At 65.8% G+C, this 12,422-nt stretch carries 15 protein-coding genes and 1 other RNA gene; 8 read left to right on the plus strand and 8 right to left on the minus strand.

Going from position 1 to position 12,422, the window contains the following annotated elements:
- Window positions 1-57: 57 nt before the first annotated feature.
- The 7 genes from WDM94_12245 to WDM94_12275 form a co-directional block, all read right to left on the minus strand.
- The gene (locus WDM94_12245) at window positions 58-987 is read right to left on the minus strand and encodes a protease modulator HflC (GenBank protein ID MEJ0013368.1); all 930 of its coding nucleotides are present in this window, start codon (window positions 985-987) and stop codon (window positions 58-60) included.
- A complete protein-coding gene (gene hflK, locus WDM94_12250; GenBank protein MEJ0013369.1) occupies window positions 984-2,132 on the minus strand; it encodes an FtsH protease activity modulator HflK in 1,149 nt (382 codons plus the stop codon). Before hflK ends, WDM94_12245 begins: the two co-directional genes overlap by 4 nt.
- A 143-nt stretch (window positions 2,133-2,275) precedes the next feature.
- Window positions 2,276-2,803: a dihydrofolate reductase gene (locus tag WDM94_12255; protein ID MEJ0013370.1), complete on the minus strand. Its 528-nt coding sequence runs from the start codon at window positions 2,801-2,803 to the stop codon at window positions 2,276-2,278.
- Window positions 2,800-3,312, minus strand: coding sequence for a TIGR00645 family protein (locus WDM94_12260; GenBank protein MEJ0013371.1), 513 nt, complete (start codon window positions 3,310-3,312; stop codon window positions 2,800-2,802). The genes WDM94_12255 and WDM94_12260 overlap by 4 nt, the downstream gene beginning before the upstream one ends.
- A gap of 15 nt (window positions 3,313-3,327) precedes the next feature.
- Entirely contained in the window at window positions 3,328-4,122 is a 795-nt protein-coding gene (locus WDM94_12265; protein MEJ0013372.1) for a thymidylate synthase, read from the minus strand.
- Window positions 4,123-4,176: 54 nt separating this feature from the next.
- Window positions 4,177-5,403, minus strand: a complete 1,227-nt coding sequence (locus WDM94_12270) for a multidrug effflux MFS transporter (protein ID MEJ0013373.1) — start codon at window positions 5,401-5,403, stop codon at window positions 4,177-4,179.
- 183 nt (window positions 5,404-5,586) lie between these two features.
- Complete coding sequence (locus WDM94_12275) at window positions 5,587-6,642, minus strand: AraC family transcriptional regulator (GenBank protein MEJ0013374.1); 1,056 nt, start codon at window positions 6,640-6,642, stop codon at window positions 5,587-5,589.
- Window positions 6,643-6,755: 113 nt separating this feature from the next.
- Between WDM94_12275 and WDM94_12280 the strand changes: the two genes are divergently transcribed.
- Complete coding sequence (locus WDM94_12280; protein MEJ0013375.1) at window positions 6,756-7,352, plus strand: ankyrin repeat domain-containing protein; 597 nt, start codon at window positions 6,756-6,758, stop codon at window positions 7,350-7,352.
- 29 nt (window positions 7,353-7,381) lie between these two features.
- Complete coding sequence (locus WDM94_12285; GenBank protein MEJ0013376.1) at window positions 7,382-7,825, plus strand: YHS domain-containing (seleno)protein; 444 nt, start codon at window positions 7,382-7,384, stop codon at window positions 7,823-7,825.
- A gap of 6 nt (window positions 7,826-7,831) precedes the next feature.
- On the opposite strand, the gene WDM94_12290 is transcribed toward WDM94_12285, so the two are convergent.
- Window positions 7,832-8,896, minus strand: a complete 1,065-nt coding sequence (locus WDM94_12290; protein ID MEJ0013377.1) for an LLM class flavin-dependent oxidoreductase — start codon at window positions 8,894-8,896, stop codon at window positions 7,832-7,834.
- Between the two features lie 65 nt (window positions 8,897-8,961).
- Between WDM94_12290 and WDM94_12295 the strand changes: the two genes are divergently transcribed.
- The 6 genes from WDM94_12295 to WDM94_12320 all read left to right on the plus strand — a co-directional run bounded on the left by WDM94_12295 (window position 8,962) and on the right by WDM94_12320 (window position 12,421).
- Entirely contained in the window at window positions 8,962-9,483 is a 522-nt protein-coding gene (locus WDM94_12295; protein ID MEJ0013378.1) for a hypothetical protein, read from the plus strand.
- Window positions 9,484-9,499: 16 nt separating this feature from the next.
- Window positions 9,500-9,834, plus strand: a transfer-messenger RNA (tmRNA) gene (gene ssrA, locus WDM94_12300).
- Between the two features lie 61 nt (window positions 9,835-9,895).
- Window positions 9,896-10,432: a ClpXP protease specificity-enhancing factor SspB gene (locus WDM94_12305; GenBank protein MEJ0013379.1), complete on the plus strand. Its 537-nt coding sequence runs from the start codon at window positions 9,896-9,898 to the stop codon at window positions 10,430-10,432.
- Window positions 10,433-10,438: 6 nt separating this feature from the next.
- Window positions 10,439-11,836, plus strand: a complete 1,398-nt coding sequence (gene fumC, locus WDM94_12310; GenBank protein MEJ0013380.1) for a class II fumarate hydratase — start codon at window positions 10,439-10,441, stop codon at window positions 11,834-11,836.
- A gap of 55 nt (window positions 11,837-11,891) precedes the next feature.
- Window positions 11,892-12,110: a type II toxin-antitoxin system CcdA family antitoxin gene (locus WDM94_12315; protein ID MEJ0013381.1), complete on the plus strand. Its 219-nt coding sequence runs from the start codon at window positions 11,892-11,894 to the stop codon at window positions 12,108-12,110.
- Window positions 12,110-12,421 (plus strand): CcdB family protein, encoded by a 312-nt coding sequence (locus WDM94_12320; protein MEJ0013382.1) that lies wholly within the window; start codon window positions 12,110-12,112, stop codon window positions 12,419-12,421. Before WDM94_12315 ends, WDM94_12320 begins: the two co-directional genes overlap by 1 nt.
- Window position 12,422 lies beyond the last annotated feature (1 nt).

Below are 12,422 nucleotides of genomic sequence, written 5' to 3' on the forward strand. Positions count from 1 at the left end.
AAAGCGGAGAGGAGGTCTCCGCCTTCGGGGAAGGCGGAGAGGAGGTGCGCCTCCGAGCTAGGGCGTCGCCGGCTTTGCCGCCGCCGGAGGCACCGGAGTCCCCAGCGAATTGCCGAAGAAGCGGAAGAATTCCGAATCCGGCGAGATCAGCAGCCGCGTCGAGCCGGGCTTCAGCCCCGCCTGATACGCCAGCATCGAGCGGTAGAAGGCGAAGAAGTCCGGGTCCTGCCCGTACGCCGCCGCATAGATGCGGTTGCGCTCGGCTTCGCCGTCGCCCTGCAGGCGCGACGCCTCGCCGTTCGCCTCGGCCACGATCACCGTCGCCTGACGGTCGGCCTCGGCGCGGATGCGGCGGGCCGCCTGCTCGCCTTGCGCACGGATTTCCGTCGCCTGGCGCTGACGCTCGGTCTGCATCCGCTGGTAAATGGCCTGGCTGTTTTCCGCCGGCAGATCGGCCCGCCGGATTTTCACGTCGACCATCTGGATGCCGAAGCCGTTCGCCTCGCGATCGACCTGCTCGGTGATCTTCTTCATCAGGTCGGCGCGCTCGTCACGCACCAATTGGATGAAGGTCGCATCGCCGAGCACCCGGCGGATAGCGGAGTTGAGGATCAGCGACAGACGCTCGCGCGCCGATTCCTCGCTGCCCACCGACTGGTAGAACAGCAACGCGTTGGTAATGCGGTAGCGGCCGAAGGCATCGACCACGAGCCGCTTCTGATCCGACGCAATGACCTCCAGCGGCGGCGAGTCGAGATCGAGGATACGCTTCTCGAAATAGACGACGTTGTCGATGAGCGGCAGCTTGTAATAGAGGCCGGGCTGCGTGACCGGCTGCAGGTCTCCGCCGACCGGCGCCACCACCTGGCCGAAGCGCAAGACAAGCGCCTGCTGCGTCTGGTCGACGATGAAGACGCTCACATAGAGAAGGAACGCCAGGATGACGACGACGGCGACGCCGACGCCCGAGAAGATTGTCCGTCTCATTGGCCGTCTCCCGTCGTCGAGGAAGACGAAACCGGCGGCGGCGGCGCGCTGCGGGTCGTGCTGAACTGGTCGAGCGGCAGGTACGGCACGACGCCCGAGGCGCCGGCAGCCCCCTCGCCGACGATGACCTTATCGACGCCGCCCAGCACCTGCTCCATCGTCTCGAGGTACATGCGCCGGCGGGTCACGTCCGGCGACGCCTTGTAGCTCTGATAGACCTTATCGAAGCGTTCCGCCTGGCCTTCCGCCTCGGCGATGATCTGGTCGCGGTAGGCGTTGGCGGCCTCGGTGATCTGCGAAGCCCGGCCGCGCGCTTCCGGCACCACCTTGTTGGCGTAGGTCTGCGCCTCGTTCTGGATGCGCTCCTGGTCGGCGCGCGCCGCCTGCACGTCGCGGAACGACGCGATGACGTCGCCCGGCGGATCGACCTTCAGCAACTGCACCTGCGTAATCATGATGCCCGAGCCGAACTCGTCGAGCGTGCCCTGGATCAGCTTCTGCACGTTGGTCTCGGTGATCTGGCGTGCCTGCGTCAGCACGGCCGCGATGTCGGACTGGCCGACGACCTCGCGCATCGCGCTCTCGGCGACGGCCTTCACCGTGCCGTCGGGGTCCTGCATGTTGAAGACATACTTCGCCGCGTCGTTGATCTTCCAGAAGACGGTGAAGTCGATGTCGACGATGTTTTCGTCGCCGGTCAGCATCAGCGACTCTTCCGGAATGTCGCGGCCGCTGCCGCGGTCGTCCTGGCCGATGGTGACGCGGTTGACCGTCGTCACCTCGGGCGTGAACACCGTCTCGATCGGATACGGCAGGCGCAGGTTCAGGCCCGGCCGCGCATCGCGCGAATAGGAACCGAAACGGAGGACGACGCCCTCCTCGTTCTGCGCGACACGGAAGGTGAAGAAGAAATACGCGGCGAACGCGACGACCAGCGCCAGGATCGCGATCAGCGTTACCGGATTGACGTTGCGCCCGCCGCCGCCCGGCAGCACGCGGCGCAGTCTGTCCTGGCTGCGGCGGAGAAGCTCTTCGAGGTCTGGCGGGCTCGACCCCCCGCCGCTGCCCGGGTTGCGCGGGCCCTGCCCCCACGGACCGCCGTTGCCGCCTTTCCAGCCACCGCTGGCGTGAATGATACCGGGCATTGCGCTCCTTAAGGGGCTGTCAGCGCAGGGTTTTGCGCTTCGGGCGGGCAATCATGCTGTCCGGCCGGGGTTATAGCAACCTCGGCCACCCATGCAACGTGAGGGGCGTGGCATCACTTGGGTAGCGGCGGGGCGACTGTCAACTAAACAGGCAGCGGCGCCACCCGGTCATAGATAACGAAGGTCGTCGGCGCGGTGTCTTTTTCCCCGACGCCGATGCGCTCCGACGACGCGCCGCGCCACACGGCGGGATCGATCGGCGGAAAGCGCGCGTCGCCGTCCGGCGACGCCTCGACATGCGTGATGTAGAGGCGATCCGCGCGCTCCAGCGTCGCCGCGTAAATCTCGCCGCCGCCGATAACCATGATCTCACCGACGCCGGCCACCTCGGCACGGGTCGTGGCAACCGACAGCGCCGCCTCGAGGTCGGGCACGAACACGACGCCCTCGGTTGCAGCGCCGGGACGATGCGTCACGACGATGTTGGTGCGCCCGGGCAGCGGCTTGCCGATGGACTCGTATGTCTTGCGGCCCATGACGATCGGCTTGCCCATGGTCAGCCGCTTGAAGCGCTGCGCGTCGGTCGACAGCCGCCACGGCATCTTGCCCGCCGCGCCGATCACGCCGTTCCGCGCGACCGCCGCGATGAGCGCGATGCGCGGGCGGCTCACGGCTGCTTCGGTTCCTTGGTCTTGGACGAGATGCGGTCGACGACCGCGAGCAGCAGCGCCGACACGACGAAGGTGATGTGCAGGATCGTCGCCCAGCGGATCTGGTCCTCGCTGTACTTCCCGAGGTTCAGGAAAATCTGCAGGAGATGGATCGACGAGATGGCGACGATCGACGACGCCACCTTGATCTTGAGGCTGCCCGCGTCGAGCTTGCCCAGCCACGACAATTCGTTGGCGGCGTTCTCGAAGCGGCTGACGTAGTTCTCGTAGGACGAGATCATCACCATCACCAGCAGCGAGGCGACCAGCGCCGCGTCGATCAGCGACAGCATGGCGAGGATCATCTCGTCCTCGCCGTAATCGACGACATGCGCCGCGACATCGAAGAACTTGAGCACGAACGAAACCGCATAGACGATGAGCGCCAGACCGAGGCCGCCGTAGAAGACGACCAGAATCCAGCGCGCCGCCATGATCAGCTTCTCGATCGCGGACTCGATCTCCTTCACGCCCGTCTCCTCAGCTCAGACCGCGACTTCCGCCTTGATCGACGGATGCGGGTCGTACCCCTCCAGCACGAAATCGTCGTAGACGAAATCGAAGATCGAATGGACGTCCGGATTGAGTTTCATTTTCGGCAGCGGCCGCGGCGCGCGCGATAGCTGCAGCTTCGCCTGGTCGATGTGGTTGAGATAGAGGTGCGCGTCGCCGAGCGTGTGGATGAATTCGCCGGGCTTCAGCCCGGTCACCTGCGCCATCATCTGCGTCAGCAGCGCGTAGGACGCGATGTTGAACGGCACGCCGAGGAAGATGTCGCCGGAACGCTGGTAGAGCTGGCACGAGAGCGTGCCGTTGACGACGTAGAACTGGAACAGCGTGTGGCACGGCGGCAGCGCCTGCTTGTCGATGTCGGCCGGGTTCCAGCCGGTGACGATCAGGCGGCGCGAGTCCGGGTTACGCTTGATCTCGGATTCAACCAGCTTGATCTGGTCGATGGTGCCGCCGTCCGGCGTCGGCCACGCCCGCCACTCCTTGCCGTACACCGGGCCGAGGTCGCCGTTCTCATCGGCCCACGCGTCCCAGATACGGACGCCGTTGTCCTTGAGGTAGCGGATGTTGGTGTCGCCGGAGAGGAACCAGAGCAGCTCGTGGATCACCGACTTCAGGTGAATCTTCTTGGTCGTCACCAGCGGGAAGCCGGCCGCGAGATCGAAGCGCATCTGGTAGCCGAACAGCGACAACGTGCCCGTGCCGGTGCGATCCGGCTTGCGGGTGCCGTGCTCCAGCGCGTGGCGCATCAGGTCGAGGTACTGGCGCATCCGGGACTAGATAGGCGATTCCGGGCGGGGGCGCACCCCCGCCCGAAACTCCAGCTATTCCGCCGGCTGCGCGTGCGCCTCGGCCTCGACCTCGACTTCCGGCGCGCCCTTGCGGAGCGTGATCATGCCGAGAATGAAGGCGACCAGCGCGCAGGCGACGATGGCCGTGACCATCGGCAGGACGGCGCCGTTCGAGAACGCCCCGACGAGGCCGACCACGACGGCTCCAGCAACAAGCTGCAGCGTACCCATCAGGGCCGCCGCCGTACCTGCCGTGCGGCCATAATTTTCGAGCGACAGCGCCGCTGTCGACGGGATGACGAGGCCCATCGCCGCGAAGCCGATCCACAGCAGGCTGGCCAGAACGTAGAGATTGTCGACGCCGGCCAGCGTCAGCACGAACAGCGTCGAGGTCGATATCAGGTAGAAGGTGAGCGCCGCGCGCACCGTGCGGTGCAGGCCGAAGCGCTTGCCGAAATACCCGGTGAGCTGCGCCGTGCCGATGAAGGCGATGGCGTTCACCGAGAAGGCAATGCTGTACTCGGCCGGCGAGAGGCCGAAGTGGCCGATGTAGACGAACGACGAGCCCGACAGAAAGGCGAAGAAGCTCGCCAGCCCGAAGCCGCCGATGAACACCAGCCCGATGTACTGCCGGTCGCGGAACAGCCCGGCATAGCTCGCCGCGATCGTGCGGATGTTGAACGGGATACGCTGCTCGACCGGCCGCGTCTCCTTCAACGCGAAGCCGACGAGGAACACGCTCAGCACGGCGGCAACCGCCATGGCCAGGAAGATTTCCCGCCACGAGCCGAACGCGATGACGGCGCTGCCGAACAGCGGCGCCAGGATCGGCGAGACGCTGAAGACGAGCATGAGAAGCGACATCAGGCGCGCGGCCTCATGTCCGGTGTGCAGATCGCGCACGACCGCGCGCGGGATCGTCATGCCGGCGCAGGCACCGATACCCTGAACGAAACGCGCGAAGATCAGCCACTCGATCGACGGCGCGAAGCTGCAGCCGACCGCGCCGATGACGTAGAGGATGCTGCCGAAATAAAGCGGCGCCTTGCGGCCGAACGAGTCGGACACCGGGCCGTAGATGATCTGGCAGAGGGCGACCGCCAGGAAGAAAGCCATGAGGCTTCCCTGAGCGGCGGCGGGCGAAGCTTGCAGGTCCTGCGCAAGCGTCGGCAAGGCCGGAAGATACATATCGATCGCGAACGGGCCGATAGCCGACACGAGGCCGAGCACGATCGCGTTTCGTGCGAAACTTGATGCCATAGCGATGTCTTTCGGGTGGTGGCGCGGGCCGCCTTGGGAGGAAGGATCGCGCTGGGACTAAGTCTATATACCGCGCATTTGTGCAATGCAACAATTTAGCTGGAACACCCGTCACATCAACATCTTAGGTGTGACGATTTGATCACAATGCCATGCACTGCAGCACGAACCTGACAGCAGTCGTCAGGTTGACCCGGTGACCGAAGCAGCGGGAGATAGGGGGCCGTGTTCCTTCCGCCAGGCCCCGGGCGGCACGCCGATGAGTTTCTTGAAGGCGCGCTGGAAGGCTTCCTCCGAAGCATAGCCCACCTCCGCCGCGACTCTAGCGACGCTGGCACCCTGTTGCTCGAGCAGGCGCGAGGCGAGCTGGATGCGCCACCGGCCGAGATACTGGATCGGCGAGGTGCCGAGATGGTCGGTGAAGCGCTCGGCAAAGCGCGAGCGCGACAGGCCGACGTTCCGCGCCAGGCTCTCGATGGTCCACGGCTCTGCCGGCCGCGAATGCATGAGGCGGAGCGCGGCGCCGACGTGGCGATCGCGCAGCGCCGCCAGCCAGCCGACCGCGTCGGCCGGCAGATTGTCCATGTGCCAGCGGATCACCTCGACGAACATCAGCTCGGCGACTTTGGTCAGCGCCGAATCGCTGCCGGCGCCACGCCCGCGCGTCTCGGCGATCGCCTTGCCGACCAGACTGACCAGCAGGCGCTGCGTCGATTCCGACGTGCGCGCGCGCAGCATGCGCGGCAGCGCGGCCAGCAGCGGATTGAACGGACGCGCGTCGCAGCCGAGGAAGCCGCAGACAAAGTGACAGGCCTCCTCCCTGCCCTCGCCCGCGTTAAGAATGAAGGTAACCGGCAGCGGCCGATCGGCAACGTCCCATTCCTCCAGCCGCGGCTCCTCGTGGAGATCCGGCGAGGAGCCGAGATTGTGCTCATCGCCGTTGGGGAAGAGGACCGCGTCGCCTGCGCGCAGCAGCACGGCCGACGACGGATCGTCGACCAGCGACACCCAGCACGAGCCCGCCGTCACGATGTGGAAGGGGATCACATGCTCGGCCCGCGGCATGACGAAATGGGCGACGTCGGCGACGGTGGGCGTCGTCGCCACCCATGGCGCGTATCCGGCGTTGTCGAAGAACAGCGCGCCGGTCAGGCGGACGGCGCGCAACACCTCGGAGAGCACGTCCGGCTCGGGCTGCTGGATCTGCTCGACCATCTCTTCGAGGGTCAGAATGCTCATTCGCCCTCCCGATTGGGACGATCGGACAGCAAGATCGGACGGCCAGTCATACCATCATCGCCGCGATGCAAGCAAAGTCGGAGCACGCACAGAGCGCGTCAGGGAGACCTCCGATGCACCTTCGAATCGCTGCAATCGCCGCTTCGCTTTCCTGCCTCTTCGCTGCCGCCGCGATGGCCGGCCCGGTCGGCGACGCGGCCAAGGCCGGCGACCTCGCGGCACTTGCCAAGGCGCTCGGCAGTGGCGGCACGATCGAGGAAAAGAACGCCAGCGCCGAGACACCGCTGATCATCGCCGCACTCGCCGGCAAGACCGCCGTGGTGCTCGATCTCATCAAGCGCGGCGCCGACGTCAACGCGAGGAACGACCGCGGCATGACGGCGCTGCACGCCGCGACCTTTGCCGGCGATCTGCCCGCCGTCGAGGCCCTGCTCGCCGCCGGCGTTGCCGTCGATGAGGCAGGCAACAAGTTCAAGGTGACGCCGCTGTTCGTCGCCGCGGAGGAGAACCACATCGACATCGTCACGCTGCTGCTCGACCGCGGCGCCGCGATCGAGCAGACCGAAGCACACGGCTACACGGTGCTGACGCGCTCCGCCTTCAAGGAACACGACGCCATCATCGCGCTGCTCCTCAAGAGGGGCGCTGCGTGCCAGGAGGTCGATCCGGCATGGCTGAAGGAATGCACCAAGCGCAAAGCCGCACTCTGATCGACGGCGATAACCAAGGAGCCACGGCAATGACCTTCCGATTCACCAGCCTGCTTGTCGCCGGAACCATCCTGGCGAGCGCGCCCGCCTTCGCCAGCAACGTCAACACCGGATACTTCGGCAACGTCGCCATCGAGGGCTACGACACGGTCGCGTATTTCACGGCCAGGAAAGCGACCAGGGGCCTCGAGACCATCACCTACGAATGGCAAGGCGCCACGTGGCAGTTCGCGAATGAGAAGGACCGCGCCCTGTTCGCCGCCAACCCGGAGGCGTACGCGCCGCAATTCGGCGGCCTGTGCGCCGAGGGCGTCGCCTACCACGAGGTCTCCGCCAACATCGAGCCGGAGGTCTGGGAGGTGATCGAAGGCAAGCTCTACATGAATTATTCGGCGGCCTTCGTCGACCTGCCCGGCAACATCCCCGCCGCGCAGACGAACTGGCCGGAGGTGAAGGCGAAGCTGCAAAAGTGAGGCGAACTAGGCGTCGACCGCTACGGTCGCCGCCTCCGCCGCGCCCAGCGCCTTGCGTACCGCCGGCGCGACCTTCGTGCCGAACAGTTCGATCGAGTGCATCAACTGCTTGTGCGGCAGCGCCCCGACGCTGAACTGCACGAGGAAGCGGTCATGGTTGAAGAACTCGTGCTGGAACAGAATCTTTTCCGTCACCTCGTCCGGGCTGCCGACAAACGCAGCCCCGCGCAGCGTCGTTCCCGCATCGAATTGCGCGCGCGTCGTCGGCGGCCAGCCGCGCTCGCGCCCGATCCGCGTCATCGCCTCGGCAAACGGCGGGAAGGCTTCGTCACGCGCCTGTTGGGCGGTGTCGGCGACATAGCCGTGCGAATTGATACCGACCTTGAGCTTCGCCGGATCGTGACCGGCGCGCTGCGCCGACTCGCGATAGAGATCGACCAGCGGCGCGAAGCGCTCCGGCTCGCCGCCGATGATGGCGAGCGCCAGCGGGAGGCCGAGCGTGCCGGCGCGCACCACCGACTCCGGCGTGCCGCCGACCGCGATCCACACGGGCAGCGGATTCTGCACCGGCCGCGGATAGACGCCGAGATTGTTGATCGGCGCGCGATGCTTGCCCGACCACTTCACGCGCTCGCCGGCGCGAATCTTGAGGAGCAGGTCGAGCTTGTCGGCGAACAGCGAGTCGTAGTCGTTGAGGTCGTAGCCGAACAGCGGGAACGACTCGATGAACGAGCCCCGCCCCGCCATGATCTCGGCGCGGCCGTTGGAGATATTGTCGACCGTGGCGAATTCCTCGAACACCCGCACCGGGTCGTCGGAGGAAATGACGCTGACCGCGCTGGTCAGCCGGATGTTCTTGGTGCGCGCCGCCGCTGCCGCGAGCGCCACGGCGGGAGCGGACACCGCGAAATCGACGCGGTGGTGCTCGCCGATGCCGAAGACGTCGAGCCCGACCTGATCGGCCAGTTCGACTTCCTCCAGCAGATTACGGAAGCGCGTCGCCGGATCGAGCCGCGCGCCTGTCCGCGGGTCCGGCGACATCTCGGCAAAGGTGTAGACGCCCAGTTCCATAGTTTTCGCCCTCATGGAGGGATGCTACTTGGCGTCCCCTGCCCGTCTCGGCAAGATCGCACCCCATGGAGCAGTTGTTCATCGACGACGATGTGGTTGGCGGGGTGGAAGTCATGCCTGCCGGGAACGCAGCCTGGGTGGCCGAACAAATGGCAGCAATTGCCCGCCATTCGGCAGCGCACCGGACCGCTTACGGCTGGTCGGACATGTATGTGCGGCCGCCGGCTCCCGCCGATGTGGAGCGCCTCGGAATCCCGTTCGCGGCCGCGGTCGATGCTCTGGCGCCTCTGTTCCCACCGATCGGCCAGGTCGTCACGGGCCGCACCGACCGGCCCCAGATCATCGCTCGCGCCAAGGCTTTCGGGCCATCGCTCCTGACGGCGGCTGTGCTCTACCGCCAGCCCGCCGGCACGGCCATCCAGACGATCGAACTGACGCTGCGCGGCTCCGACACCGAGCAGGAAGCCGTGCTTTCCGCCCTGGCGGCCCTCCCTTCGCCCGAGCCGCTGATGGTCGTCGATTGGGATCGCGCGCGTGCTGCCCTGTTTGGGGACAGTGAGGCAATTGGCCGGTTCATCGCCTCTTAAGGCACAGCGAACGGCTTCCCTTTGCGTTCGCGGCGCGAATCCCTATATTTCGAGGTGCCGGAGCAATCCGGCTACGGCGATAAACTGCCATCGTAATAAACCCTACGGACCCGGGGGCAGTACCCGGCGCCTCCACCATTTATGGGGGCGAACTAGGATCGACGAGGGCGTAAAGGGTGTGTTTTCGCTCGGCATGGTTCCACCGTTATCGGACCGAAACTATAGTTGCTAATGACAACTATGCCGAGGTTCGCCTCGCTGCGTAATGCAGTGATGCAATCTCAATCGAAGTCCTTGCGGTTCGCATCGTAAGGCGGGGTTCGGAGGCACCTGGCAACAGAAGCCTCCACTTTATTCCAGGGGCTGTGCCCCGACGGATGCGCGGGGGGCACTGGTTAATGCGGCAGGCACAATGGCCGAGGATCTGATCCGCTACGACATCCTGGCGCAGGATGCTTTGCGCGGCGTAGTGCGGAAGGTGCTGTCGGAAGTCGCGCGCACCACGCTTCCGGGCGACCATCACTTCTTCATCTCGTTCGCGACGACCGCGCCGGGCGTGCGCGTCTCCACCCGCCTGCTGTCGCAGTACCCGGAGGAGATGACCATCGTCCTCCAGCATCAGTACTGGGATCTCGTCGTCACCGAGCACGCGATGGAGGTCGGTCTCTCTTTCAACGGCATACCCGAGCGGCTGCTCATTCCATTCTCTGCGGTGAAGCAGTTCCTCGATCCCTCCGTCGGCTTCAAGATCGAGTTCAACATGGCGCTCGCCCCGCGCCTCGCCGAGCCGCTCGCCGAAGTCGCGGCGCCCGCGCCTGTCGTCGCGCTCGAGAAGAAGGCCGAGGCGCCCGCCGCCGCCCGCGACAAGGAAAAAGACAAAGACAAGGAAGACGCCGTGCCGGCCGCGGCGGCCCAGGTCGTCAGCCTCGACGCATTCCGCAAGAAGTAAGCTCCGATGGCCACCCAGAAGTCGCGAATGGAGACGGACTCCTTCGGCCCGATCGCGGTGCCGGCGGATCGCTACTGGGGCGCGCAGTCCGAGCGCTCGCTGGAAAATTTCCCGATCGGCTGGGAGAAACAGCCCGTCCCGATCGTGCGCGCGCTGGGCATCGTCAAGCGCGCCGCGGCGGAAGTGAACATGGACCTCGGCAAGCTTGACCCGAAGATCGGCGAAGCCATCGTCGAGGCGGCCGAGGAGGTGATCGAGGGCAAGCTCGACGCCCACTTCCCGCTCGCCGTCTGGCAGACCGGCTCGGGCACGCAGTCGAACATGAACGCCAACGAGGTGATCGCCAACCGCGCGATCGAGCTGCTCGGCGGCGAACTCGGCTCGAAGACGCCGGTCCACCCCAACGACCACGTCAACCTCAGCCAATCGTCCAACGACACCTACCCGACCGCGATGCACATCGCCGCGGCCGAGGAGATCCACCACCGCCTGATCCCGGCGCTGCAGAAGCTGCGGAACGCCCTGAACGACAAGGCGATGGAGTGGGCCCGCATCATCAAGATCGGCCGCACCCACACCCAAGATGCGACGCCCCTTACCCTCGGCCAGGAATTCTCCGGCTACACCGCGCAGGTCGAGAACGGCATCGCGCGCATCGAGCAGACGCTGCCCCGCCTGATGCAGCTCGCCCAGGGCGGCACTGCCGTCGGCACCGGCCTCAACGCGCCGGTCGGCTTCGCGCAGCGCATCGCCGACCGCATCGCCGCGATCACGCGCATGCCCTTCACCACGGCGCCGAACAAGTTCGAGGCGCTGGCGGCACATGATGCGATGGTCTTCTCGCACGGCGCGCTGAACACGGTGGCGGTGAGCCTGTTCAAGATCGCGAACGACATCCGCTTGCTGGGCTCCGGTCCCCGCTCCGGCCTCGGCGAGCTGTCGCTTCCCGAGAACGAGCCGGGTTCGTCCATCATGCCGGGCAAGGTCAACCCGACGCAGTGCGAGGCGATGACCCAGGTCTGCGTGCAGGTCTTCGGCAACCACGCCGCCGTCACCTTCGCCGGCAGCCAGGGCCACTTCGAGCTCAACGTCTACAATCCGGTGATGGCGTACAATTTCCTGCAGTCGGTGCGCCTGCTCGCCGACGCCGCGGTGAGCTTCACCGACCGCTGCGTCATCGGCATCAAGGCCAACGAAGATCACATCAAGGAACTGATGCAGCGCTCGCTGATGCTGGTGACGGCGCTCACCCCCAAGATCGGCTACGACAAGGCCGCCGAGATCGCCAAGACCGCCCACCACAACGGCACCACGCTGAAGGAAGAAGCCGTCCGCCTCGGCTACGTCACCGCCGCCGAATTCGACCGGATCGTCCGCCCCGAGGACATGCTCGGGCCGAAATAGGCCATCGGTTGCCGCCTGCCGGGGCCGTGCTATTCTGAAGGTCTAGGAGAAGATCATGGCTGACACAGTCGATCTTGCCGTGGATTCGGCATTGCTGCGCGAGGCGCGGAAGCTCGGTGTCGATGTGGAGCGTGAGGTGGAATTGGGCCTCCGCCAGAGTATTGACAAGCGCAAGCGGCAGCTCGCCTGGCAGGAAGAGAATCGCCAAGCCATCGACGCCTGGAACAAGGAGATCGAGAAAAACGGTCTCTGGTATGAACGCCTTCGCGACTGATGAGTCGCCAATTCGACGTCCACCGCAACGCGTTCGCGGATGGAGCGTCCGACCCGCCGTTTCTCGTAAATCTTCAGTCCGACCACCTGGAGCCCATACGCACTGTGGTCGTCGCGCCGCTGTGGCCGGAATCCGATCACGCGCGACCTCCGGTATTTGTCCCGATACGTTTCAGCCGTGGCGAATATTGGCTGGCCATAAATGAGCTCGCATATATCCGCACGAGTTCGCTAGGCGCAGTCGCCGGCACCCTGGCAGCGCAGCGCGACCGTATCATCCGCGCGCTCGACCTGCTGTTCACGGGCGTCTGAT

The sequence above is a fragment of the Bauldia sp. genome, assembly GCA_037200845.1.
Classification (GTDB): Bacteria; Pseudomonadota; Alphaproteobacteria; order Rhizobiales; family Kaistiaceae; genus DASZQY01.